General features: G+C 70.2%; 22 protein-coding genes, 1 tRNA gene and 1 pseudogene. 8 read left to right on the top strand and 16 right to left on the bottom strand.

Annotation, left to right across the window (positions count from 1 at the left end; translation table 11 throughout):
- Nucleotides 1-6: 6 nt before the first annotated feature.
- The 3 genes and pseudogenes from OG485_RS19615 to OG485_RS44035 all read right to left on the bottom strand — a co-directional run.
- The gene (locus OG485_RS19615; protein WP_328669627.1) at nucleotides 7-513 is read right to left on the bottom strand and encodes a hypothetical protein; all 507 of its coding nucleotides are present in this window, start codon (nucleotides 511-513) and stop codon (nucleotides 7-9) included.
- A gap of 106 nt (nucleotides 514-619) precedes the next feature.
- Nucleotides 620-695, bottom strand: a tRNA-Arg gene (locus OG485_RS19610).
- A gap of 292 nt (nucleotides 696-987) precedes the next feature.
- Nucleotides 988-1,098, bottom strand: a pseudogene (locus OG485_RS44035) (IS5/IS1182 family transposase); the annotation flags it as partial.
- Between OG485_RS44035 and OG485_RS19605 the strand changes: the two are divergent.
- Nucleotides 1,099-1,542, top strand: a complete 444-nt coding sequence (locus tag OG485_RS19605) for a hypothetical protein (RefSeq protein WP_328669626.1) — start codon at nucleotides 1,099-1,101, stop codon at nucleotides 1,540-1,542.
- Between the two features lie 174 nt (nucleotides 1,543-1,716).
- Entirely contained in the window at nucleotides 1,717-1,989 is a 273-nt protein-coding gene (locus tag OG485_RS19600) for a hypothetical protein (RefSeq protein WP_328669625.1), read from the top strand.
- 341 nt (nucleotides 1,990-2,330) lie between these two features.
- Here OG485_RS19600 and OG485_RS19595 read toward each other — a convergent pair whose 3' ends face one another.
- From OG485_RS19595 to OG485_RS19585, 3 genes are all read right to left on the bottom strand, one after another.
- A complete protein-coding gene (locus OG485_RS19595) occupies nucleotides 2,331-2,999 on the bottom strand; it encodes a ScbR family autoregulator-binding transcription factor (RefSeq protein ID WP_328669624.1) in 669 nt (222 codons plus the stop codon).
- Nucleotides 3,000-3,207: 208 nt separating this feature from the next.
- On the bottom strand, nucleotides 3,208-5,091 hold the full coding sequence (locus OG485_RS19590) for an IclR family transcriptional regulator domain-containing protein (protein WP_328669623.1): 1,884 nt from the start codon (nucleotides 5,089-5,091) through the stop codon (nucleotides 3,208-3,210).
- 509 nt (nucleotides 5,092-5,600) lie between these two features.
- Entirely contained in the window at nucleotides 5,601-6,875 is a 1,275-nt protein-coding gene (locus OG485_RS19585; protein WP_328669622.1) for a M6 family metalloprotease domain-containing protein, read from the bottom strand.
- A 279-nt stretch (nucleotides 6,876-7,154) separates the two neighbouring features.
- Here OG485_RS19585 and OG485_RS19580 point away from each other — a divergent pair, with 279 nt between their 5' ends.
- Nucleotides 7,155-7,799, top strand: a complete 645-nt coding sequence (locus OG485_RS19580) for a TetR/AcrR family transcriptional regulator (protein WP_328669621.1) — start codon at nucleotides 7,155-7,157, stop codon at nucleotides 7,797-7,799.
- A gap of 285 nt (nucleotides 7,800-8,084) precedes the next feature.
- Nucleotides 8,085-9,635 carry an MFS transporter gene (locus OG485_RS19575; protein ID WP_328669620.1) on the top strand — a complete coding sequence of 517 codons (1,551 nt, stop codon included), beginning with the start codon at nucleotides 8,085-8,087 and terminating at the stop codon, nucleotides 9,633-9,635.
- 319 nt (nucleotides 9,636-9,954) lie between these two features.
- Here OG485_RS19575 and OG485_RS19570 read toward each other — a convergent pair whose 3' ends face one another.
- Nucleotides 9,955-10,464: a MarR family winged helix-turn-helix transcriptional regulator gene (locus OG485_RS19570; protein WP_326787211.1), complete on the bottom strand. Its 510-nt coding sequence runs from the start codon at nucleotides 10,462-10,464 to the stop codon at nucleotides 9,955-9,957.
- 139 nt (nucleotides 10,465-10,603) lie between these two features.
- Here OG485_RS19570 and OG485_RS19565 point away from each other — a divergent pair, with 139 nt between their 5' ends.
- Nucleotides 10,604-11,410 carry a dioxygenase family protein gene (locus OG485_RS19565; RefSeq protein WP_328669619.1) on the top strand — a complete coding sequence of 269 codons (807 nt, stop codon included), beginning with the start codon at nucleotides 10,604-10,606 and terminating at the stop codon, nucleotides 11,408-11,410.
- 151 nt (nucleotides 11,411-11,561) lie between these two features.
- Here OG485_RS19565 and OG485_RS19560 read toward each other — a convergent pair whose 3' ends face one another.
- Entirely contained in the window at nucleotides 11,562-12,086 is a 525-nt protein-coding gene (locus OG485_RS19560; protein ID WP_328669618.1) for a GNAT family N-acetyltransferase, read from the bottom strand.
- Between the two features lie 169 nt (nucleotides 12,087-12,255).
- Between OG485_RS19560 and OG485_RS19555 the strand changes: the two genes are divergently transcribed.
- Nucleotides 12,256-13,254, top strand: coding sequence for a sigma-70 family RNA polymerase sigma factor (locus OG485_RS19555; protein ID WP_326787214.1), 999 nt, complete (start codon nucleotides 12,256-12,258; stop codon nucleotides 13,252-13,254).
- Between the two features lie 620 nt (nucleotides 13,255-13,874).
- Here OG485_RS19555 and OG485_RS19550 read toward each other — a convergent pair.
- Nucleotides 13,875-14,858, bottom strand: coding sequence for a helix-turn-helix transcriptional regulator (locus OG485_RS19550; RefSeq protein WP_328669617.1), 984 nt, complete (start codon nucleotides 14,856-14,858; stop codon nucleotides 13,875-13,877).
- Between the two features lie 61 nt (nucleotides 14,859-14,919).
- Here OG485_RS19550 and OG485_RS19545 point away from each other — a divergent pair, with 61 nt between their 5' ends.
- Nucleotides 14,920-16,509 (top strand): MFS transporter, encoded by a 1,590-nt coding sequence (locus tag OG485_RS19545; RefSeq protein WP_328669616.1) that lies wholly within the window; start codon nucleotides 14,920-14,922, stop codon nucleotides 16,507-16,509.
- Between the two features lie 89 nt (nucleotides 16,510-16,598).
- Here the strand turns inward: OG485_RS19545 and OG485_RS19540 are convergent, their stop codons facing one another.
- From OG485_RS19540 to OG485_RS19530, 3 genes are all read right to left on the bottom strand, one after another.
- Nucleotides 16,599-17,348, bottom strand: coding sequence for a DUF6227 family protein (locus tag OG485_RS19540; RefSeq protein WP_328669615.1), 750 nt, complete (start codon nucleotides 17,346-17,348; stop codon nucleotides 16,599-16,601).
- Nucleotides 17,349-17,771: 423 nt separating this feature from the next.
- Nucleotides 17,772-18,830 carry a P1 family peptidase gene (locus OG485_RS19535; protein WP_328669614.1) on the bottom strand — a complete coding sequence of 353 codons (1,059 nt, stop codon included), beginning with the start codon at nucleotides 18,828-18,830 and terminating at the stop codon, nucleotides 17,772-17,774.
- A gap of 52 nt (nucleotides 18,831-18,882) precedes the next feature.
- Nucleotides 18,883-20,118, bottom strand: a complete 1,236-nt coding sequence (locus OG485_RS19530) for a low temperature requirement protein A (protein ID WP_328669613.1) — start codon at nucleotides 20,116-20,118, stop codon at nucleotides 18,883-18,885.
- A 106-nt stretch (nucleotides 20,119-20,224) separates the two neighbouring features.
- Between OG485_RS19530 and OG485_RS19525 the strand changes: the two genes are divergently transcribed.
- On the top strand, nucleotides 20,225-20,407 hold the full coding sequence (locus OG485_RS19525) for a hypothetical protein (RefSeq protein ID WP_328669612.1): 183 nt from the start codon (nucleotides 20,225-20,227) through the stop codon (nucleotides 20,405-20,407).
- Between the two features lie 121 nt (nucleotides 20,408-20,528).
- Here OG485_RS19525 and mscL read toward each other — a convergent pair whose 3' ends face one another.
- The 4 genes from mscL to OG485_RS19505 all read right to left on the bottom strand — a co-directional run bounded on the left by mscL (nucleotide 20,529) and on the right by OG485_RS19505 (nucleotide 23,139).
- A complete protein-coding gene (gene mscL, locus OG485_RS19520) occupies nucleotides 20,529-20,996 on the bottom strand; it encodes a large conductance mechanosensitive channel protein MscL (protein WP_328669611.1) in 468 nt (155 codons plus the stop codon).
- Between the two features lie 114 nt (nucleotides 20,997-21,110).
- Nucleotides 21,111-21,653: a hypothetical protein gene (locus tag OG485_RS19515; RefSeq protein ID WP_328669610.1), complete on the bottom strand. Its 543-nt coding sequence runs from the start codon at nucleotides 21,651-21,653 to the stop codon at nucleotides 21,111-21,113.
- A 144-nt stretch (nucleotides 21,654-21,797) separates the two neighbouring features.
- A complete protein-coding gene (locus OG485_RS19510) occupies nucleotides 21,798-22,676 on the bottom strand; it encodes an S-methyl-5'-thioadenosine phosphorylase (protein WP_328669609.1) in 879 nt (292 codons plus the stop codon).
- A 145-nt stretch (nucleotides 22,677-22,821) separates the two neighbouring features.
- Entirely contained in the window at nucleotides 22,822-23,139 is a 318-nt protein-coding gene (locus OG485_RS19505) for an FmdB family zinc ribbon protein (protein ID WP_328669608.1), read from the bottom strand.
- Between the last annotated feature and the right edge of the window lie 14 nt (nucleotides 23,140-23,153).

Below are 23,153 nucleotides of genomic sequence, written 5' to 3'. Positions count from 1 at the left end.
AGTCCTTCAGAGATCGGACTCGGGTCCTCCGCGTGCAACGAGCGCGCGGGCGGCGACAACGACCTCTTCTTTGAGCTGTTCCAGCGGAGTGCTCCAGTTGGCGTTCCAGTCGTCCAGGTCACTGGCACGGTCGACGATCGGTTGCAGGCGGTTGGGATAGCCGAGTTCTGACGCTGCTTCGACCCATATGAGGTTGGCACCGGTCGCCGGGTCCAAGGAGCCGTCGACGATCTGAGCGGCCAACCAGTAAGCCAGGGCCCACCTGGCAGCGATCGGGTCCGCCGGCACCTCGAATCCCAGCCCCAGCTCGTCCACGACGTGATCGAACAGCTCCCGTGCCTCATGCTCCTCACGACGGCCCAGGCCGGCGAGGAGGGCAAGCGACGGGGCATCGACGTCGGCCAGAAGCGCGTCGAGGCCGGCCTGGATGAGTCGGTCCGAGCCGACGTGACGTCCGAATGCCTGAGCTTGTGCCAGTCGCCTCAACCGGTCGAGAGCCTCGTCTCTTGTCACGCCGGATGCGCTCCGTTCCGTCCCCGTTGATGTCAGAACTGGATGTCAAAGGCCCCGGACCATGATCGGTCCGGGGCCTTTCTGATACATCGTGCCTGTTCAGGCATGGTGCCCCCGGCAGGATTCGAACCTGCGACACCCGCTTTAGGAGAGCGGTGCTCTATCCCCTGAGCTACGAAGGCCGGGATCTGTCGGAAAACGTGTCTGAAAGTCTGCCGGGATCGGTGGACCGCTCAGGTTTGTTTGGCGACAGGCCGTGGTGGCAGCCCGTGAGGGCGTAGCCACCGCGGTCAGTGTAGCGGGTGGTGCTTGATCCGAGGGCGGAGAGAGGTGCGCACTGGCTTGGGCGGCGAGCGCGTGGGTGATCTTGGCTCGGGCGGCGGCGTTGTCAGCCAGGCGTAGCCGATGCGGATCAGCAGGGCCGCGTCGGCCCCGTAGCCACGGGCCAGGTGACTCAGTCCGTCAAACCTCGATGCCGGGGTAAGCGCCGTCCGTGATCACCGTCGTGCCTGTCGCCACGGCCGGCAGGTCCGACTCGCGTCAGGCATGTGCGTCCGCCTTGCTGCCTGGTGCCGGCCGGGCGGAGTGAGGCGAGCAGGCTGCCGATCTCCTCGTCGGTGGGGGTGCCTCCTCGTCGCGGATGCTGCCGTAGCGCAGAAGGCCGCCGACAGAGCCGAGGAGGCCGCGAAGGCGAAGCAGATCAACACCGGAACCGTCCCCGACGAGAACGGCCACTCGATCGGCAACGTCTTCCACGTCATCGACCACATCGAGAAGATCGGCGATCCGGAGGTCATCAGGAAGACCGACGGCTGCGACCACTGGTGGAACCACCTCGCCTACAAGGGCAACTGCACGATCACCTCGAAGATCAAGTACAAGGCCGTTGTTGACCTGTACCTGTGCAGTGCCGAGGGCATCGACCCGCAGAAGCTCATGTGCCCGGCCGAGGCCACGACGTATCTCGGCGAGGTCACAACCGACGAACTGTCCCAGGAGGTCACGCACACCATCACGATCGCCGAGTGACAGGACGGCGTCGATCCCATCGACATCCTCTTCGGCAGCTGGATCAAGTGCGCCCAGAAGTTCACCTCCGGTTTCGAGGCCGGCAGCTGGGGCGGATGCGCCTGGGCGTCCCTGGACGTCGCGAGCCTGTTTGCCGGCAAGATCATCCGACCCATCGCGGAAGCACTGCGCGCCATGGACGCAGCTTTCGTCACCGGCATCGGCGTCCGGGACGCGTTCAAGGCCCTCAAAACCCTCAAGGGCGTCGACCCCGCGGCGGTCGCCGCGATCGAGGCCGAGGCGTGCGCCGGCCTCGGCTACCGGCTCTTCCTGCGCGCGGTGAAGACCTACTTCGTGCCGGTGCCGGCCGACGGGGAGACGTACGGCAGGTTCGTCGCCCTCGGTGAGCGCTTCGGCTACCCGTACTGGGTCGTGCGCGAAGGACTCAACGACCGCCGGACCGACTGACGCCGAGGTGTGGGGCGGGCGGACAGACTCCGCCCGCCCCACGCGGCACGTCGTGGCCATCGACGAGAACCATTGCGAAGCCTTCACCGCCCTCGGTGAGCGCTTCGGCTACCCGGAGTTCCTCGTGGACGACAACCTCAACGTCGGACAGGGCCGGTCTGGCCTGACAGCACACGGGCCCTGCCGAGCCAAAAGGCCACGGCTCGGCAGGGCCCGTCTCGTGTATCGCGCCGGGGAATCCGGGGGGCGGTGCGCGGTACGTGGCTGGGTGTCTGTGGTGTGCGACGGTTCCGGACAATCGTCCGGGCCTCGTGGTCGCGGTGACCGTTCGGGGCTGTCCGTCAGCTGGTCGGGAGGTCCGAGAGGGCCGGGCGGGTCAGGTGGAGCATGCGGGTCAGCCACAGGTCACCTGTCGCCGCGGGGGAGCGGGAGGCGAAGTGGGGGGCCGAGGCGGGTCGCGGGTGAGGGGACCGGGGGCTGCCCGGCAGGGCGGCGTCCGCGGGGAGGCGGGGCAGGGCCGTCGTGCCGGTGATCATGGACAGCATCAGTACGGCCGCCGCCCCGACGTCGACGTCGGGGAGCAGTGAGCCGTCGTTCCGGGCCCGGTCCAGGATCCCGTGCAGGGCGCCGAGCCAGTTGGCGTGACAGTGGAGTGACGGGTCGTCGGGAGTCCTGATCTCCTGGGCCAGACGCGCCCCCGCGCGAACGGTCGTGTCGCTTTCGATGAGGCCCACGAGGGTGTGAGCCATGGCGGTGGCTGTCTCGAACGCCGGCGTCTCGCGCCGCGCCAGCTTCCTCAGTGCGGCCCCCGACGTCGTGCAGGCCTGCGTCTGGACCGCACGGGCCAGGTCGGACTTGGCCGCGAAGTGGAAGAACAGGGCGCCCTTGGTGACCTGAGCCCGTTCGCTGATCGCGGACAGGGTGGCCCGTTCGTAGCCGGACTGGTCGAACACGGTCGAGGCGGCCCGGATCAGGTTGCGCCTGGTCCGCTCGGACCTCTCCTGCCTCACCACGACGCGACCACCCGGACGCTCCTTGTCGCTCGGCTGCTGATTGTCCTGCCGCGAGCGACGCTAGAAACCCGCTTTTGGATCTGTCAACGGGGCCTGCTTCGCGCAGATCATCTTCACGCCAGGTGGCAACTCCCTTGGAGATGTGGCTGGTTGCAGAGTGAAAAGGGGCAGGAGAGTCCGGTGGCCCGGTGGCCCGGTGGTCCGTTCAGCTTTGTGGCACACGGCGGAAGCGGCCCGCGATGTGCAGGTCCGCCTCGATGCGGGTCGCTGTCGTCCGGAGTTCGGGCAGCACGTCACTGACGCAGGCCTCGACGGTGCGGCGGCTGCTGTGCATGGCGACGTTCACCGCGGCCACCGTCCGTCCGGCGAGGTCGCGCACCGGGACGGCGATGGATCGCAGCCCCTGCTCCAACTCCGCCTCGACCAGGGCGTATCCGGCTGCCCGTACCCGGTCCAGTTCGGCCCTGAACAGCTCCGGGTCCGTTCCGGTCCGCCCGGAGACGGCCTCGGTCGCACCGGCCAGTATCTCCGTGGCGCGGGTCTCCGGAAGATCGGCCAGGATCGCTCGGCCCAGCGAGGTGGCGTACGCGGGCAGCCGCGTGCCGACGGTGACGTGGACGCTCATGATGCCGCGGGTGGAGACGTGCCCGGTGTAGTGGATCTCGTCGCCCGTCAGCACCGCGAGCGACACCGAGTCGTGCAGCCGTTGGGAGAGTTCGGTCAGATGCGGGGCCGCGATCTCGGGCAGCGTGGTCCGTGAGAGTGGCGGGAAGCCGAGCCCCAGGACGCGCGGGGTGAGGCGGAAGACGCGGTCGTGCGTGGTGACGTATCCGAGGTGTTCCAGCGTGATCAGGGCGCGGCGCGCGGTCGCGCGGGCGAGTCCTGTCGCCTGGGCCACCGCGGTGAGGGTCAGTTCGCCGCGTCCCTCGCCGAAGGCCGTGATCACGGTCAGGCCCCGAGCCAGCGACTCGATGAACTCCCGCCCCAGTTCCTGCTTGGAGGCACCGGTCCAGTCGGCGAGTCCGGAGGGGCTGGTGGCCTTCCCCGAGGGTTCCGTCCTTCCCGGGGGTTCCGTGCTCCGTGCGCTTCCGGGGCCCCCCGCGGTTCCCGGAATTCCCGCGGTTCCGGGGCTTCCGGCGTCGACTGTGCCGCTCGGGCCGCCTGCGTCGCCCGTTCCGGTCGGTGCGTCGCTCCGCGTGAGCTCGGACTTCCGCTCCGGCGTCGGTTCGTCGTCCCGTGCCAGTGCCCGTTCCATCTCGGCCACGGCCGTCCGTAGGCGCGGCAGCAGCGCGTCCCGCAGTTCGGTGGCGCCGTGCCGGCTGGTATGGCTCACCACGTTCACCACGCAGGCGATCCGCCCCGCCTCCCGTACGGGCATAGAGAGCGCGACCAGGCCTGGTTCGATGAGCTGGTCGTCCAACGCCCAGCCGACCGAGGCCGCTTCGGCCGTCCGTTGCTCGAAGTCGTCTCCGAGGGTGGGGCGTTGGGAGGCCGGCAGAGCGGAGGTGTCCGCGCTGCCCTCGTACGGTCTGCTCCTCGCGGGCACGGCCGGGAAGCCGCGGTCCTCCGGATCGGCCGCGCGGCGCTCCCGCCAGCGTGTCCACTCCTCCTCGCTCCACTCGGACGCGAACAGCGGTCCCGGTGCCGTGCGTTCGGCGGGGAGCAGGTCGCCGATGCGGAACCTCAGGGACATCGCGCGGCGCCGGGTCGCCTGATGGATGAAGCGGATGCCGTCCCGGTCGCAGACGGCGATGGACACCGACTCGTCGAGCTCGTCGGCGAGCGCGTCGGCGTACGCGTCCAGGACACGGGGAAGCCGGAGGGCGGCGAGATAGGCGTTGCCGAGCTCCATCAGGCGGGGGGCGAGTACGGCATCCCGGCCGTCGAGGCGCAGGTAGCCCATGCGTGCCAGGGTCGCGGTGATCCGGTCGACGGTGGACCGCGCGAGCCCGGTGGCCCGTTCGAGTCCGCTCAGACTGGCCGAACCGTCCGCCTCGGTCAGCCTGCGCAGTACGGCGAGCCCGCGGATGAGCGGCGTGACCGCCTCGTCCGGCACTTCGGCCCCGGCGGCGGCCCCGGAGCCGGACACCGCGGAACCGTTGCCCGTCCCGGCCGACACGCGGTTCGCCGGCGTGACAGGGGACGACGACGTGGGGCTCGATGGCCCGGGGCCTGATGACCTGGAGCTCGATGGCCTGGGGTTTGCTGACCCGGAGCTTGATGACCTGGGGCTTGATGGCATGGGCTCTCCGGTGGGGCTCTCAGAAGAGTCACTGTGCGGCGGATCTCGGACGAGTCACCGGTGGCGGATCTCAGAAGAGCCACGGTAGTGCTTGCCCGCCCGATGAAGCAGGTGGGCAAGGTGGGCTGCTTCCGGGCACGGGCGCCGGTCTGCCGAGCGCGCCCCATCCGTCCGGCTGCGCCTCTGGCCTCCGTCCGGTTGCGCCTCTGGCCTCCGTCCGGCTGTGCCTAGGGCCTCCGTCCGGTTGGGCCTCGGGCCTCCGTCCGGCTGTCCGGCTGTCTCGAGCTTCCCCGCCCGGGCCATCGGCGGCCGGCACCGAGCTCGTCCGTCCGCTGGTCCGGCGGCTCGCCCCGTGCTCAGCGGCGCGTCACGTACACCCGGTACTTCCCCGCGGCGTCCGCCGACGCGACCTGGACGGTGAGTCCCGCCTTGGCGACCTTGAAGGTCTCTCCGGGGGCGAAGGGCGCGTCGGAGAGTTCCGCCTGCACATTGGGTGAACGGGTGCATCCGCCGCTGTCGCGGTGGGAGTCGTACACCGTGACGGGCCCGTTCCCGGTGTCCACGTCCGCGTCGACCTTGTAGATGAGGATGCCGGGACGGCAGACGGTGGAGTCGTTGCCCGCGCGGGTGCGCAGTTCGAGGACGTATCCGCTGCGGGGGCCGACGGGTATGACGACGAGTTTGGCGCCGCCCCGCCGGGCCATCGGGGTCAGCGTGTATTCGCTGGTCCCGTGTGCGGCCGCGCAGCTCACCTGGGAGGCGTCGAGCCAGCCGAGCTTCCACTTGTGCCAGCCGAGCAGATCGTTGTCGGCCCCCCAGTCCTCGCTCATGATGTCCCAGTGCCCGACCGCCCCGCCGCCGTCCTGGGTGTAGAGGTCGGGCAGGCCGAAGGTGTGACCGTTCTCGTGGGGCAGTACGCGGTAGCCGGTGTCGGCGTAGGAGCCCGAGCCGTCGTCCTGGCGGCTGTAGACGAAGGACGCGTTGGCGACCGGGACGCCGTCGGCCACCGGCGCCTCGGTGTTGCCGGCGAAGGTCACGGACAGCACGGTGTCCAGCGCGGAGGGCCCGGCATTCGGTGTGACCAGCACGTTCAGGATGTCGTACGACCGGAAGTCGACCTCGGGATCGGCCGTGGCCACTATGTCCTGGACCAGTTCGCGGTACCCGGGGTCGAAAGGCGCGCCGCGTTCTATCCCGTACGCCCTGAAGGGCTTGGGCATGCGCAGCCAGTGCCGGACGGGGGCCTCGGGCCGGTAGTCGAGGCGGCCGTAGGAGGCGGTGCGGAACCATTCCTGCGTCTTCGGGAAGAACTCGTCGTACCGGTCGCGGGCGCTGCCCTTGCCGGGCGCGTCGGAGAAGTCGACCATCAGCGTCAGAGCCCGCAGGGTGCCGGTGGAGCGGGCGTATCCGGGTGCGGTCGGAATCCCTTCCCCCATCTGGACGTCCGACGGGCCGTTGATCAGGCAGGGGCCGAGCGCCGTGGAGCGGGCCAGTGCCGCGGAGCCCGCCGTGGCGGAGCCGGCCGTCAGATGTCCGGTGCCCGCGGAGGTGCTGACCGCCAGCGTCAGAACGGTCACCGTGGCCAGCGCGGCCACACGGCGCGGGCGTATGCGGCGGCTGGACGGCAGCATGCAGGGGCCCTTCGCTCCACGGCAGCCACCGGTCTCCGACTGCACCCTTTCGATCACCCTGAGTCGCCGACTCGCCGGGCGCGCGCTGGATGGGCCCGATCGGGTTCATCTGCGGGAGGTGCCGAAGGGAGGAAGAATGTGTGACGTAGGTCACATCATTCTCTTCTCGATCCGGGAAATAACCGGGGATCGTTTCCCCGTTTAGTCATACGTCCGAGCGAAACGGGGACGGAATCCCCGGATCGCATACATGTTCCGAGAAGTTCCGAGGAGGACGCCGTGGAGACCGCGACCCCCGTGCAGCGCCGAGTGGCCCGGCCCCGTGCCGATGCCCTGCGCAACCGGGAGCGGATCGTCGCCGCCGCCCGCGAGATGTTCGTCGAGTTCGGCGCCGAGGTGCCGTTCGACGAGATCGCCCGCCGGGCCGGTGTCGGCAACGCCACGGTGTACCGCAACTTCCCCGACCGCGACGCCCTCGCCCGCGAGGTCGTGTGCTCGGTCATGGACCGCACCTCGGAGTGGGTCGAGGAGGCGCTCGCCGTGGACGGCGACGCGTTCGAGGCGCTGAGCGGCTTCGTGCACTTCGCCGCGGACGAGCGGATCGGCGCCCTGTGCCCGATGCTCTCCGAGAACTTCGACCAGAACCATCCCGACCTGGTCGCCGCGCGCGACCGGATCACCGATCTGCTGCAGCAGCTGATGGCCCGCGCGCGCGAGGCCGGACAGCTGCGCCCCGACGTCGAGTTGGGCGATCTGATGGTCGCCGTCAGCCAGCTCACCAGGCCGCTGCCCGGCACCGCGTGCCAGGGCATCGACCGCTTCGTGCACCGTCATCTGCAGCTGTTCCTGGACGGTATGCGGGCTCCGGCCCGCTCCGAACTGCCCGGAGTGGCCGCCAACCTGGAGGAACTGCGACGAGTGTGACCGGTGCCGGAGTGGCAGCCGAGGTGATCGGTCGATCGGTGACCGATGAGTCCGGCGCCCGGCGGCAGTCAGGACTCGTAACCCGAACTCGTACTCGATAACGCACAACTCATCGCCCGTACAGCCCGTACACCTCGTACGGCCCGTACACGTCACGCGCGAGGCGCACTCGTCATCTGGGACGAGCCGCGCCGCGCCGAGCCGAGGCGTTCCCGGCCGTCACCGTCGACGAGCCGTCCCTTTTCACTGACTTTTTCGCTACGAAGTCCCGGAGTGGGTACCCCCATGTCTGAAACAGGCACGTCCAAAGCAATTCCGGATCTGGAGTCCGACGCGCACAGCAACCGCTGGAAAGCGCTCGTCTTCATCGCGCTGGCCCAGCTGATGGTGGTGCTCGACGCCACGATCGTGAATATCGCCCTGCCCTCGGCCCAGCAGGACCTGGGTATTTCGGACGGCAACCGGCAGTGGGTCGTCACGGCCTATGCCCTCGCCTTCGGCGGTCTGCTCCTGTTCGGCGGCCGCATCGCCGACCTGTGGGGCCGCAAGCGCGCGTTCGTCGTGGGTCTGGTCGGCTTCGCCCTGGCCTCCGCCCTCGGCGGCGCGGCACAGAGCGGCGCGATGATGTTCGGCGCCCGTGCCCTTCAGGGCGTGTTCGGCGCGCTGCTGGCGCCCGCCGCGCTCTCGCTGCTCGCCGTGATGTTCACCGACGCCAAGGAGCGCGCCAAGGCCTTCGGCATCTACGGTGCGATCGCCGGTGGCGGTGGCGCCGTCGGCTTCATCCTCGGCGGTGTCCTCACCGAGTACATGAACTGGCGCTGGACCTTCTTCGTCAACATCCCGTTCGCGATCGTCGCGGCCGCGGGCGCGTACTTCGTCATCCGTGAGCCGAAGGGCGGCCGCAACCGTTCGCCGCTCGACATCCCGGGCGTCGTCCTGTCCACCCTCGGTCTGGTCTCCCTCGTCTACGGCTTCACCCGCGCCGAGTCCGATGGCTGGGGCGACTCCATGACCGTCGGCCTGTTCGTGGCCTCCGCCCTGCTGCTGGCCGCGTTCGTCTTCACCGAGTCCAAGGTCAAGGCCCCGCTGCTGCCCCTGCGCGTCATCACCGAGCGCAACCGCGGAGGCGTCTACCTCTCCCTCGGTCTCGCGATCATCGCGATGTTCGGCACCTTCCTCTTCCTCACCTACTACCTGCAGATCGTGAAGGGCTACTCGCCGATCTCGACCGGCTTCGCCTTCCTGCCGATGATCGCGGGCATGATCACGGGCTCCACGCAGATCGGTGCCCGCCTGATGACCCGGGTCGCGCCGCGGCTGCTGATGGGCCCCGGCTTCCTGGTCGCCGCGCTCGGCATGCTGCTCCTGGCGCAGCTGGAGATCGGTTCGTCGTACGTCTCCCTGGTGATGCCGGCGATGCTGCTGCTCGGCCTCGGCATGGGTACGGCGTTCATGCCGGCCATGTCGCTGGCCACGCACGGCATCGAGCCGCGTGACGCCGGTGTCGCCTCGGCGATGGTCAACACCTCGCAGCAGGTCGGCGGTGCGATCGGCACGGCCCTGCTGAACACGATCGCGGCCTCCGCGACCACCGCCTACATCAAGGACCACATGGCGGGCGCCGGGACCAAGGCGCAGCAGCAGCTGGTCCAGGCGGAGGGCATGGTGCACGGCTACAGCAACGCGATCTGGTTCGCCGTCGGCATCCTCGTGGTCGCCGCGGGAATCGCCTTCACCCTGATCAACACCGGCCGTCCGGACGCCTCCGCGGTCGTCGGCTCGGGCACGGGCGAAGGCGCCGAGGACGAGCTGAAGGTGCCGGTCGTCGCGCACTGATTTGGCGACCACCCCGTACTCCGGCACTTCCGTAGCCCACGGCCCGGTACTTCCGTAGCCGACGGTCCGCACCTTCCGCGGTCCGTACGACGGTGCTTCGCGTACGGAAGGGGATGGGGACGCCTCGTCCGTACGACTCCTGAGACTGCCCCGGTTCCACGCCAGACGGAACCGGGGCGGTCCCGTGTCCGGGCGGTCCCGTGTCCGGGCGGACCCGTGTCCGGGCAGTCCCCCTTTGTCCGGGCGGACTCGTGTCCGGGCGGTCCCGCTGCCCGGCCGGACTCGGCGGCAGAGGCCCCGCCGCCCCGGCCGCCCGCTCCTAACGCAGCCAGGGCAGATCCGCCCCCGCGTCCTTCGGCTGGAGCCCCTCGGCGATGATCCGCATGGCCTCGCCGAAGGCCTTCCGCTGGTCCGGCCCGAGCCGGTCGAACAATGCCTGGCGTACGGCGGCGACATGGCCCGGCGCGGTGCGCCGCAGCACCTCGTAGCCCTCGTCGGTCAGCACCGCGAACTGGCCCCGCTTGTCGGACGGGCAGTCCTCGCGGCGTACCCAGCCGTTCTTCTCCAGCCGCGCGACGGCGTGCGAGAGCCGTGAGCGGGTGATCTTCGCGTTCATGGCCAGCTCCGTCATCCGCAGCCGGCGCCGCGGTGCCTCCCCGAGCTGGACGAGCAGGCCGTAGTAGATGTGCGGCATGCCCGCGTCACGCTGGAGCTGACGGTCGAGGTGGTCCTCCAGGAGGGTCGTGGCGTGCATGTACGCACGCCAGATGCGCTGTTCCTCGTCGGTGAGCCAGCGCGGCTCTTCAGCGGGAGCGGGTGCCGTGTTCATGTACCCCACTGTACGAGCCCCTCCTTGAAACTTAAACAAACCCGTCGTAGTCTCGACCCTGGAACTTGAGACTTTAAGTAAAGTGCTTCAAAGATCAAGCACTTCCGCCGTACGATGGAACCCCCTGGAGGGAGCAGCCATGTCCGCCGCCACCGAGGAGCGCCCCGCGCCGCAGCGCATGCCCGCCCTCTACCTCAGCCACGGTGCCCCGCCGCTCGCCGACGACCCGGTCTGGCCCGGCCAGCTCGCCGCCTGGTCCGCCGGCCTGCCCCGCCCCAAGGCGATCCTCATGGTCTCCGCGCACTGGGAGGAGGCCCCGCTCGCCCTCGGCGCGATCGAGACGGTCCCTCTCGTCTACGACTTCTGGGGCTTCCCCGAGCACTACTACCAGGTGACGTACGCGGCCCCCGGCGCTCCGGAGCTCGCCGAGTCCGTACGGAAGCTGCTGCGCGCGCCCGGCACGCCGGTGCAGGACATCCCGGACCGCGGACTCGACCACGGCGCGTACGTCCCCCTCAAGGAGATGTTCCCCGAGGCCGACATCCCGGTGCTCCAGATCTCCATGCCGACACTCGACCCGGTCCGGCTGTTCGAGATCGGGCGGAAGCTGGCGCCGCTGCGTGACGAGGGGGTGCTGATCGTCGGTTCCGGCTTCTTCACCCACAACCTCGCGGCCCTGCGGCACACCGGCGGGGGAGTGCCCGCCTGGTCGAGCGAGTTCGACGACTGGGGGCACCGCGCGCTGGAGGCCGGTGACGTGGACGCGCTGCTCGACTTCGAGCGCAAGTCCCCGGCGGGCCGTCTCGCCCACCCGCGCACCGAGCACTTCGCCCCGCTCTTCGTGACCATGGGAGCGGCGGACGCCGCCGGAGGGCTCGGCGGGCAGCGGTCCGTGATCGACGGATTCTGGCTGGGGATGGCGAAGCGGTCGGTGCAGTTCGACTGAGCGGCCGACGGCCCGACCGTCCGGTGGTCCGACCGTCCGAAGACCTGCTCGTCCGACGGTCGGTCCGTCCATCACACCCGACGGCCCGACCGTCCGTCGGCCCGATGATCCGACCCGCCCGACGGTCCCGGGCCGGGCGTTCGGGTGCGTCCTAGCGGGCGAGTTCCTTCTCGTACCAGGCGACGTCCCAGTAGCGGCCGAACTTGCGGCCGACCTCCCGATAGGTGCCGACGTGCCGGAACCCGAAGCGTTCGTGCAGGCGCACGGACGCTTCGTTGGGCAGAGCGATGCCGGCGTACGCCCGGTGCAGGTCCTCGGCGGCGAGCGCCGAGAAGAGCGCTTCGTAGAGGAGCGTGCCGACGCCCCGGCGGGCGGCGTCGGGGGCGACGTAGACCGTCACCTCCACGGAGGTCGCGTAGGCGGGCTTCGCGCGAAAAGCGCTGGAGGTGGCGTACCCCAGAATCGCCTGTGAATCCGCGTCCGTGGCAACCATCAGGCGGTGCGGTCCGTCTTCAGGGTGGGAGAGCAGCCACGGGCGACGTTGCTCCGGCGTGAAGACGATGGTGTCGAACGTGATGGGCGTCTCACGAACGTAATGGTTGTACAGCTCCGTGAGTGCGTCCAGATCGGCTGCGACCCCCGGCCTGACCTGCACATCTGTACGTTCTGACCGCATCAGACCTCCCGAGTGGTGCGACAGGGTACTGCATGCTCAGAAAAATCAAGGTGCGGGTTGGGAATTCTGTCCTGATTCCAGTCGTTGTTTCCATCGGATGCCGGGCACCCGGGAGGGTGAAACCGGATGTCCGGGACCACCCGCAAGCCCACCACGCAAGGGAGCACGCATGGCAACCCGTGCCGTCGCCCGTCGTAAGTCCGCCACTGGCGGGACATCCGACGCGGCACGCAGTGTTCGCGCCGGAGGCGGCGAAATCGCCGATCGCGACCTGGTCGGCATGTACCTCGACGAGATCGCGCGTACACCGCTGCTCGACGCCGCCAAGGAAGTCGAGTTGTCCCAGGTCATCGAGGCGGGTGTGTTCGCGCGGCAGATCCTCGACGGTGAGGCCGAGGCCAAGGCGGACGCGTCCCGCGAGGAGTTGGAGGCGCTGGTCGCCGACAGCGAGCGCGCCAAGGACGTCTTCATCCGTTCGAACCTCCGGCTGGTCGTGGCCGTGGCGCGCCGTTACCCGCGCAGCGGTCTGCCCCTGCTCGACCTGATCCAGGAGGGGAACGCCGGCCTGGTGCGCGCCGTCGAGAAGTTCGACTACCGCAAGGGCTTCAAGTTCTCGACGTACGCCACCTGGTGGATCCGTCAGGCCATCACCCGTTCGATCGCCGACCAGTCGCGCACGATCCGCCTCCCTGTCCATCTGGTCGAGGAGCTGGGCAGGATCCGTCGCGTGCAGCGTGAGTTCAACCGTGAGAACGGGCGCGAGCCCGAGCACGCGGAGATAGCCGCCGAGCTCGGTTCGACGCCGGAGCGCGTGGGCGACGTCCTGGACTGGGCCCGCGACCCGGTCTCGCTGAACATGGCGGTGGACGACGAGGGCGAGACCCAGTTCGGCGACCTGCTGGAGGACACCTCCGCCGTCTCGCCCGAGCAGTCGGTGCTCACACTGCTGCGCAGTGAGGAGCTGGACGATCTGATCGGCCATCTCGACCAGCGCACCGCCTCCATCATCAAGATGCGGTACGGCATCGAGGACGGCCGGGAGCGGACGCTCACGGAGGTCGGCAAGGAGCACGGGCTCACGCGTGAGCGCATCCGTCAGATCGAGAAGCACGCCCTGCTCGAGCTGAAGAAGCTGGCGCGCGACACCGGATTCGACGCGGCGGCGTAGCGGGGAGGAGGCGCGCGGAGCGCACGGGGCGGGCCGAGTGAGAGGGGCGAGTGGGCCGTACGGGTTGAATCGCCGCGCGGGCGCCGGACCCCTCCGTCCCAGTCCGCGCACGGGCACCCCCGCCTCGATGGCCACAAGTCGACCAGACATGGCCATGTAAGGCCGCTTCAACCTGCCGGGCCCTGGGAACAAGACTTCAGGGCCCACGCTTCGGGCCCCGTCCGAGCGGAAGAAGCGAACAGAACCACCGAGCGGAACCACTGAGCGGAAGTGCCGAGCGGAAGTCCTCAGCGGATTCACCGAACGGAAGCACGCCGCTCCCAAGAACCGAGTCCCGACGCACACCCCCCCCGCGCCGGGACTCTCCCAGAGCCGAGCTTCGGCGCCTCCCCCCCCCGGCGCCGGAGCTCGGTTCCATGTTCGTTCCGGGGTACGGGAGTTGCCGGCTCCGACGGGACGGGCGAGCGCGGAGCGCGGAGGGTTTTTGGGCAGGACGCGGACGGGCCACCCCGAACCTGAACCCCGGGGTGACCCGGACGGCAGATTCTGCCACAGCGGCGTAACCAGCCGTCGCCGACGGTCCACCGGGTGTCACCGCCCCCGTGGCGGACGGCCGACCGTCAGGCGCCGTCAGCCTGTGGCACTCCCCCCGCCCGGCTCAGTCGCGCACCCAACTCCCTTACGTAATCCACAAGTTCTCGCGGTTCTCGCACCGTGAAGTCACAGTCGACCATCGCGATCCGCACCGCCAGCCATTCCATCGAGTCGCTGGAGGAGGCCCGCAGCCGGCAGCTGTGCCCGTCGATCGGCTCGGGCACGCCGACCCAGGCGGGCACGCGCGCCGCGACGAAGTCGGCCGGGGCGGCGAAGGTGACGTCGAACGTGTAGGTCTCCTGACGCCGGTACATCGACTGCCGCAGGAATTCGGCGGCGTTCCCCGTCGGCAGCTCGCGGGGCGTGAACCGGGCCCCCGTCGCGAAGGGTTCGGTCACCCGGTCGACGCGGAACGTCCGCCAGTCGCCGCGGTCGAGGTCGTACGCGACGAGATACCAGCGGCGGCCGGTGGAGACCAGCCGGTACGGCTCGGTCAGCCGCCGCGACGGCGTTCCGTCCCCGGAGCGGTACGCGAACCGCAGCCGCTCGTGCCCCGCGATGCTCGACGCCATCACGGTCAGCGTCTCGGGCGCGATACTCGCCCCGTCTCCGCTGGTCAGGGGAGTGGTCGCGGCCTGGAGCGTGGACACGCGGTGGCGCAGCCGGGACGGCAGCACCTGTTCCAGCTTGGCGAGCGCCCGTACGGAGGCCTCGTCCACACCCGCGACCGCGTGCCCGGCGCCGGCCCGCAGACCCACCGCGATGGCCACGGCCTCCTCGTCGTCGAGGACGAGCGGGGGCATCGCCGTGCCCGCCACCAGCCGGTAGCCGCCGTCCGCTCCCTTGGTCGCCTGCACCGGATAGCCCAGCTCGCGGAGCCGGTCGATATCGCGCCTGACCGTACGACGGGACACCCCGAGACGCTCGGACAGCTCGCCGCCGGGCCACTCGCGGGGCGTCTGGAGGAGGGAGAGGAGCTGGAGAAGCCGGGCCGGGGTATCGGTCGTCATGTTTCCAGGGTGCCGGAGAACTAGGACATGATCTGACCTAATCGGGCCTTACCTTTACTGCATGACCTCCACCGACACCTCTGAGACAGCTCTCAGCAGCCCGGCACCCGGCGTCGCGGCCGACCGACGGCGCTGGTTCGCCCTCGCCATCGTGATGACCGCGGCCTTCATGGACCTCGTCGACGTCACGATCGTCAACATCGCGATCCCGTCGATCCAGCGGGACGAGGGGGCCACGTTCAGCCAGATCCAGTGGATCACCGCGGGCTATGCGCTGGCCTTCGCCGCGGGACTCGTCACCGGTGGGCGGCTCGGCGACATCTACGGCCGCAAGCGGCTCTTCCTCCTCGGCGTGGCCGGTTTCACGGTCGCCTCGGCGCTGTGCGGCTTCGCGGCGAACCCGGAGATGCTCGTCGCCTCGCGCATTCTGCAGGGCGCCATGGCCGCGATGATGGTGCCGCAGGTGCTGTCGATCGTGCACGCGACCTTCCCGGCGCACGAGCGGGGCAAGGTCTTCGGCCTCTTCGGCGCGATCGTCGGCCTGGGCGCGGTCTCGGGTCCCCTCCTCGGCGCACTGCTCATCGAGTGGAACATCTTCGGCCTGGAGTGGCGGCCGATCTTCCTCATCAACCTGCCGGTCGGCATCCTCGCGCTGATCCTGGGCCGCCGCTTCATCAGCGAGTCCAAGGCCCCGAAGGCTCTGAAGCTCGACCTCGTCGGCGTCGCCCTCGTCACGCTCGGCCTGCTGATGCTGCTCTACCCGCTGACCCGCGGCCGTGAGCTGGGCTGGCCGCTGTGGGGGTACGTCTCGATGGCCGGCTCCCTCGTGGTCTTCGCGGGGCTGGTGGCGTACGAGAAGCGGAAGACGGCACGGGACGGTTCACCGCTGGTCGAGCTGTCGCTGTTCAAGGTGAAGAGCTTCGCGGCGGGCATCGCCGTGCAGACCGTCTTCGGTATCGCGCTCGGCATCTTCTTCCTGGTCTGGACGCTGTACATGCAGTTCGGGCTGGGCTGGAGCGCGCTGCGGGCGGGGCTCACCGGGGTGCCGTTCTCGATCGCGGTCTCGGCGGCGGCGGGCATGTCGGTACAGCTCCTTGTCCCGCGCTTCGGGCGCAAGGTGCTCCAGGCGGGCGCCCTGATCATGGCGCTCGGAGTCCTGCTCTACATCTGGGAGTCCGACCGCTACGGCATGGACATCGCCTCCTGGCAGATGGCCCTCCCGCTGGTGGTCATGGGCGCCGGCATGGGCTTCATCGTCGCCCCGCTGACGGACGCCGTGCTCTCGGAGGTCCCGCGCGAGCACTCGGGTTCGGCCTCGGGCCTGATCAACACCGTGCAGCAGATGGGCAACGCGCTCGGCCTCGGCCTGGTCTCGGTCGTCTTCTTCGGCGAGATCAGCGACCGGTTGACCCTCGCCCAGGTGGGGCCGGCCTTCGCGAACGCCTTCGAGCACGCGCTGGGCTGGGTCGCCGCGGTGCTGACCGTCATCTTCCTGCTGATGTTCGCCCTGCCGAAGCGGCCGGCCCAGCATGTGGAGGGCGCGCAGGACGAGCCGGACGCCCAGGACCAGAAGCAGGATCAGGGCCAGGACAAGGCCCTGGGCAAGGACAAGGGTCAGGACGAGGACCGGAAGCCGGAATTCGTGGGCTGATCTCCGCTAGGTCCGTTATCACCCGCGTGACGCGGAGGTCCGAGCAGGAAGGGGCCCCGGCACCTCAGGTGCCGGGGCCCCTTCCTGCTTCAGCCCAGTCGTGCCGCCCGGCGCTCCATCGCGTCCCGGGCCGCGTCCTCCGTCGCGTACACCTCGCACATGTGCCGCCGGTCCGGGGTCGCCGTGTGCTCGACCTCCCACAAGGAGATCTCCTGCCCGTCGCGCAGCAGGAACGCGTGCTCGTAGAGCGAGAAGCACAGTCCCGCCTGCCCGGCGCGGCAAGGGCGCCCGAAAGCCTGCGTGATCTGGTGCGCGAACGCCTCCCGGAGCAGCAGCGACGTGACGTCGGCGCCCGGCCGGTCCGGATTCTCCGCGCGCCGCAGGAGCCGGCGCGCGTGATCGGCGGAGTCGTCGGGCACATAGGTGTGACGCGGCTCGGGGATCGACGACAGCTGCACGAACACGGGCAGCTCGAAGTCCGGCGCGTCCGGAGGGAGCGGGAGCCGGGCCGTGGCGGTCCGCAGCTCCTCCTCGTCGACGTAGACCTCGTGCTGGGCTTCGTGCCCGGTCGCCGTGTTGTGCACCAGCTCCCACAGCGTGACGGCGGAACCGTCGGCGAGCAGCCAGGTGTGCCGGTACGTCTCCCTGTGCAGCCCCGCGCTGTGGTGCGCGGAGTGCAGCGAACTGTCGTGTGCCAGCGCGCAGTCCAGCCGCCGTATCGCCTCGTCGGGCAGCTCGAACGAGTTCAGGGCGCGGCCCAGAAGTCGTGCGAGATGCTCCTCCGGAGACTCGGGCGACTCGGGTGGTTCGTACGCTGCTGTCTCGTACGGAACGCTCAAGGTTTCTCCCGGCGTTGCTGCATGTCACCTTGTGGGTGCATACCGTAGCCCCTCGGTCGGACATCATGTCCGCGAACCGAGAAAACGTACGGACGGAAAACGGGCGGGCCGCGCGGTAAGTTCCCCCGCGGCTCGCCAGGACGTCAATAAGCCCTCGTCAGACGGCACTTCCAGCGGTCGACGCGCCCCGCGAAAGGTTCCGGCCGTAGCACCCATTGTCCGGCAAGGTGCCCTTGCCGCACCAGTTCCCGGCCGCTACAAGACGACCCCGGCGAGCGAGTCCTGACCCGCTCCACCACGCGGACCCGACTCGGACCCGACTCGGGCGCGGCTCGGGGCGGCTCGGCGCAGCGCGCGCCGGCGTGGACCCCCGTCGGCGTGGCCCCCGCCGATCCACTGCCCGCCGCCCCGAGCCGTTCGCGGTCACGAGGGAGAACCGGGACGGTCCCCCAACCCGCCGTCCCCGTACAGCTCTTCGTACGACGGCCACGCCCCGCCAGGCCCGTCCACCGGCTCCGCCGCGCGTACGGCGCGCACGATCGCGCGCGTCACCAGGTCCGCGCCCGCCGCGAGGATCTCGTTGAGCGCCAGGGGATTCCCGGCGTCGAGCGGCCGGTCACCCGTGGCCAGCGCGAACACCGTGTCCCCGTCGTTCAGCAGATGCACCGGCCGTACGGCACGCGCGATTCCGTCGTGCGCCGTACCCGCGAGCTTCTGCGCCTGCGCCCGCGTCAGCCCGGCGTCGGTGGCGACGACGGCGAGCGTGGTGTTCAACGGGGGCGGCGCGTTCCTCGCGGCGGCCTCCGCCAGCCGCAGCCGGGCCGCCTCACGCACCGCGGCGGACGGACCCGCCGTACGCCCTCGCGCCAGCTCCCCGTACGGAATCCCCGTTTCCGGCTCCACCGCCGAGCCCGCCGCGTTGGCCACCACCAGCGCGGCCACCGTGACACCGGACTCCAGCACGGCGCTCGCCGTCCCGACCCCGCCCTTGAGTACACCGACCACGGCCCCGGTACCGGCGCCCACGCCGCCCTCCCGCACCGGCGTGCACAGCGCGCTCGCGGCGGCGGCCTCGACCGCGGCGATCCCGGTGGAGGCGTCCGGCCGCGACCGGAAGTCGCCGCCGCGCCCGAGATCGAAGACGCAGGCGGCGGGCACGACGGGCACGACGTGCGTCGGGTCCGGCCCCACGCGCACCCCCCGTCCCCGCTCCTCCAGCCACGCCATCACGCCCGACGCCGAGTCCAGCCCGTACGCGCTGCCTCCGGTCAGCACGACCGCCTCGATCTTCTGCACGAGGTTGCGCGGATCGAGCGCGTCCGTCTCCTTGGTGCCGGGCCCGCCGCCGCGTACGTCCACGGCGGCGATCACACCTCCCTCGGGAGCGAGCACCACCGTCGTCCCCGTGAGCCAACCGTCCCCGCTGCGCGTCGCGTGCCCCACCCGCAGGCCTACGACATCTGTCAGAGCGTCAACTGTCATACCTCCAGTCTTCCCTGGCCGCGGGCCCCGGCAGGTGTTCGCGCGCGTTGGGCTACGCGCTTCGTGCCGCGCCGGTTGCCGCTTCCCGCGTCACCACGCGTGTGTTCATCAGCATCCCGACCGCCACGGTCAGTGCGGAGACGATCCCCGCGGCGAGCACCGCCCAGTCGCCCAGGAAGGTGCACAGGATGACGAGCAGGGCGGTGGTCGGCAGGACGATCTGCTGGGCGATGCCGACCTTGAAGTGACGGGAGTGCAGTACCCAGACGGCGAGGAAGTACAGGGCGGTCGGCAGCGTCACCGCGGCGGACGCCGAGAGTGCCGAGATGTGCGCCGTGCCGACCGTCTGTTCCACCGCGACCTCCAGACCCGCACCGATCGCCGCCGCCGACGCGAAGATCAGATAGTGGCCGTATCCCCAGAGGAAGGCCTCTCCGTTGGACCGCAGATGGCCGTGGATCGGCACCACGAAGTAGATCCACCAGGCGGAGAACACGATCAGCAGGCCGCCCGCGGCGATGGGGAGCAGCTCGCCCAGCGCGTCGTGCTCGTCGACGGCCGACTTCACCGCGACGGTGGCGGCGGCGATCGTCTCGCCCAGCACGATGATCGTGAACAGGCCGTACCGCTCGGCGATGTGGTGCGGATGCCAGGGCGTGGTGAAGGCCTTCTCCGCGAACAGCGGGACGCACAGCTCGGCGACGGCCACCACCAGGAAGACCCACGGGCGGTCGGCTTCCGGCGCGAACAGCAGGCCGAGCCAGCCGATCTGGCACAGCAGTACACCGCCCGCGTACCGCAGCGCCATGGTTCTCTCGGTCCCCTCGGTGGACCGGGCCACTCTCAGCCACTGCGCGATCATCGCGAACCGCATGATCACGTAGCCCAGCCAGACGACCAGGAAGTCATGGGTCTCGAACGCCTTGGACACCCCGGCCGCGAGCACCAGGACGCCCGCGATCTGCACCAGCGTGACGACCCGGTAGAGCACGTCGTCGTTGTCGTAGGCCGACGCGAACCAGCTGAAGTTCATCCACGCCCACCAGATGGCGAAGAAGATCATCGCGTAGTCGAGGATGCCCTGCCCCGCGTGTCCCTCCGCCACGGCGTGCACCAGCTCGGCGCCCGCCTGGGCGATGGCCACCACGAAACACAGGTCGAACAGGAGCTCCAGCGGCGACGCGACCCGGTGTGCCTCGTCACGGCCCCGGGCGGTCATTCTGCGCAGCGGCCGGTGGCTCGCGGGCCGTGGTGTCGAGGCGGATTCCGGAGCGGAACGGGAGGTCATAGGGCCAAGCACAGCAGAAAAGTGGCGGAAATTCTTGTGAATGCCTTCACAAGTGACCCTGGGCCGGCCCGGCCGGGCCGGCGCCCCCGCGGCGTACTCTTGGGGCATGAGTCCCGCCCCCGCCCCCGAACCGCGCGATCCGAAGCCGGTACTGGTCTTCGACGATCCGTTGAACCAGCAGTCCTCGGACGATACGGACCGTGGGTGGGGCGAGCGGGCCGACAGCACCGGTGACAGTGCCGCCGACCTGAAGCGCTTCCTCGACGAGAAGCCGCCCCACCACCTCTGAGCCAGGCTCCGGGTGTCCTTGCCCCGGGACGCGCCGCCCCCGGGCTCCCGGCGGCGAGATGTGTCGCTCCCGCGCTTCCGGCGCCGGCCGAGTACCCGGGCGGGTGCCCCCGGCCTCGCCGTCAGTAGTCGCGGCGACCCTGACCGCGCTGGGCGACCAACTCGTCGCGGATCTGCTTGAGCACCTCCAGCTCGGACACCTCGAGGACCTCCTTCGCGCCTTCCTTCGCCTTCTGGCGGGCCGCCTGCCGGGCCAGGAACTTGGCCATCGGCAGCACCATCAGGAAGTAGACGACGCTGGCGGTGATCAGGAAGCTGAGCGAGGCGCCCAGCACCGAGCCCCACATGATGCGGATGCCCGCGTCCGCTCCGGTGCCCGTGCAGCGGCCCTCCAGGCAGGAGCTGTAGCTGTCGAGGTTCTTCGTACCGACAGCGCCGACCAGCGGGTTGATGATGCCCTTCACCACGGCGTTGACGATGTTCGTGAAGGCCGCGCCGATGACCACGGCGACGGCCAGGTCGATGACGTTGCCCCGCATCAGGAAGGCCTTGAAGCCCTCCCAGACGCTGGGCTGCTTGTTGTCGCTCACTAGGAGGCCCCTCCGCACAGGTTGTGGAACAAACAGCTCCGCAACCTACGGCAGGGCAGGTCGGGCCCGTCCAACTGGGTAGCTCGAACGAGAGACTTGACACGGTTTCGCCGCTCATCGCAGCGTCACCGCCAGCCGCGATGTGGTGCCGGCGCCGGCCAGTCGCACGGCCGTCGCCCGCGGAACGGAGAGGACGAGCAGTCTTCCGCTGTCGGTGGTGCCGACGTCAGGAACCCCGGTGACCCGCGCCCCGGACGCGACCACCCGCACCTCGCCGCCGCTGCCCGCCGCGACCACGTCGACCCGGTCGCCGGGACGCACCAGGTTCACCGTGGCACCGTCGGCGATCCGGACCGGCGCCCTCACCGTCTCGTCCGCGCCCGGCCCGCGCATGGGTGCGGAAGCCGTGGTGGGGGCGGAAGCGGAGGGCGTGGGCGCCGGATGCCCGCGTGCCCCCTCGGTGTCGCCGGGGCCGGCCGCCACGAGCGCGGCCGCCGTCATGGCCAGGCCCGTGGCGGCCGCCCGCCTCCTGTGCCGTGCGAGGAGCCGCAGCCTGCCCTGCCCGCCGCGTACACGGACGGGCGCGAACTGCGGCACCTCGCACGTCGGAGGCGTGTCCGTGCCCGGCGGGCGGATGTACGGGGAGAGCTGTGCCATGGTGACCACCACCTGTGACGAGGGACCGGCTTGCGATCCCACGATGAGGTCTCGCGGCGAAGCCCGCAGACGTCCGTGGACGACCCAGGGGTTGTGGACAACTCCCTCACCCGAACGGGAGGTTCCGCCCCCGTCCGATACGGGTCACGGCAGCTCGAAGCCGGGATCCATCCCGCCCAGCGCGCTCGTGCACAGGCAGTCCCGCGATCCGTTCGCCGGCAGTCCCGCGACCGCGTCGAAGAGCACGCCCCGCAGCCGGTCCACGTTGGCCGCGAACACCTTCAGCACCTCGTCGTGCGAGACGCCCTCACCGGTCCCGGCGCCCGCGTCGAGGTCGGTGACCAGCGTCAGCGACGTGTAGCAGAGCTCCAGTTCGCGGGCGAGCGCGGCCTCGGGGTGCCCGGTCATGCCGACCACCGACCAGCCCTGCGCCTGGTGCCAGAGCGATTCGGCCCGGGTGGAGAACCGCGGACCCTCTATGACCACGAGCGTGCCGCCGTCCACCGGTTCCCAGTCCCGTCCGCGGGCCGCTCGCACGGCGACCTCACGTCCGACGGGGCAGTACGGGTCGGCCAGCGACACGTGCACCACGTTCGGCACCGTGCCGTCGGGCAGCGGCAGCCCGTCGAAGTAGGACTGCGACCGTGATTTCGTACGGTCCACGAACTGGTCCGGAACGAGCAGGGTTCCGGGCCCGTACTCGGGACGCAGCCCGCCCACGGCACAGGGGCCGAGGATCTGGCGGGCGCCGACGGAGCGCAGCGCCCACAGGTTGGCCCGGTAGTTGATGCGGTGCGGCGGCAGATGGTGGCCGCGGCCGTGGCGGGGCAGGAAGGCGACCCGCCGGCCGGCGATCTCCCCGAGGAACAGGGAGTCGCTGGGCGGCCCGTAGGGGGTGTCCACCCGCAGCTCGGTCACGTCGTCGAGGAAGGAGTAGAAGCCCGAGCCGCCGATGACGCCGATCTCGGCCGAAGCCGTCGACCGCACCCCGGCCGGGGTCTGTGGGTTCTCCGTGTTCGCCATGAACGGCACCCTAAGGGCTGTCCCGGACCGAGGAACGCCGAGGACCCCGTCGTCGTAGACGACGGGGTCCCGTGGAAAGCCTTGGACGGCCGTGTTGGCCCGAAGGCGGCGACGGCCGGTCCGGGAGTCCCGGACCGAGGAGTCCTTAAGCGGCGGAGCTGCCGGCCGAGCCGGTGCTCGACGACTTCGTGTCCGAGGACGACGAGGTGGACGCCGACGACGAGGACTTCGCGTCCGTGGTCGAGGACGTGGACGGCTTCGACGCGGGCGAGCTGCTCGACGACGAGCCGCGGCTGTCGTTGCGGTAGAAGCCGGAGCCCTTGAAGACAATGCCGACGGCCGAGAACACCTTCTTCAGGCGGCCGTTGCATTCGGGGCACTCGGTCAGGGCGTCATCGGTGAACTTCTGCACCGCCTCGAGGCCCTCGCCGCACTCGGTGCACTGGTACTGGTAGGTCGGCACTTGTCTTCCTCCTG

It is taken from the genome of Streptomyces sp. NBC_00328 (assembly GCF_036139655.1).
Classification (GTDB): Bacteria; Actinomycetota; Actinomycetes; order Streptomycetales; family Streptomycetaceae; genus Streptomyces.
The sequence above is the reverse complement of the archived record's forward strand: the minus strand, read 5'-3'. Positions and strand labels throughout refer to the sequence as shown.

Coding starts and splice junctions, on each gene's coding strand:
- OG485_RS19530 (WP_328669613.1), bottom strand. CDS start 20,118: ATGACCTCCCGTTCCGCTCCGGAATCCGCCTCGACACCACGGCCCGCG.
- OG485_RS19570 (WP_326787211.1), bottom strand. CDS start 10,464: ATGAACACGGCACCCGCTCCCGCTGAAGAGCCGCGCTGGCTCACCGAC.
- OG485_RS19535 (WP_328669614.1), bottom strand. CDS start 18,830: ATGACAGTTGACGCTCTGACAGATGTCGTAGGCCTGCGGGTGGGGCAC.
- OG485_RS19560 (WP_328669618.1), bottom strand. CDS start 12,086: ATGCGGTCAGAACGTACAGATGTGCAGGTCAGGCCGGGGGTCGCAGCC.
- OG485_RS19575 (WP_328669620.1), top strand. CDS start 8,085: ATGTCTGAAACAGGCACGTCCAAAGCAATTCCGGATCTGGAGTCCGAC.
- OG485_RS19565 (WP_328669619.1), top strand. CDS start 10,604: ATGTCCGCCGCCACCGAGGAGCGCCCCGCGCCGCAGCGCATGCCCGCC.
- OG485_RS19550 (WP_328669617.1), bottom strand. CDS start 14,858: ATGACGACCGATACCCCGGCCCGGCTTCTCCAGCTCCTCTCCCTCCTC.
- OG485_RS19515 (WP_328669610.1), bottom strand. CDS start 21,653: ATGGCACAGCTCTCCCCGTACATCCGCCCGCCGGGCACGGACACGCCT.
- OG485_RS19510 (WP_328669609.1), bottom strand. CDS start 22,676: ATGGCGAACACGGAGAACCCACAGACCCCGGCCGGGGTGCGGTCGACG.
- OG485_RS19585 (WP_328669622.1), bottom strand. CDS start 6,875: ATGCTGCCGTCCAGCCGCCGCATACGCCCGCGCCGTGTGGCCGCGCTG.
- OG485_RS19600 (WP_328669625.1), top strand. CDS start 1,717: ATGGACGCAGCTTTCGTCACCGGCATCGGCGTCCGGGACGCGTTCAAG.
- OG485_RS19555 (WP_326787214.1), top strand. CDS start 12,256: ATGGCAACCCGTGCCGTCGCCCGTCGTAAGTCCGCCACTGGCGGGACA.
- OG485_RS19525 (WP_328669612.1), top strand. CDS start 20,225: ATGAGTCCCGCCCCCGCCCCCGAACCGCGCGATCCGAAGCCGGTACTG.
- OG485_RS19545 (WP_328669616.1), top strand. CDS start 14,920: ATGACCTCCACCGACACCTCTGAGACAGCTCTCAGCAGCCCGGCACCC.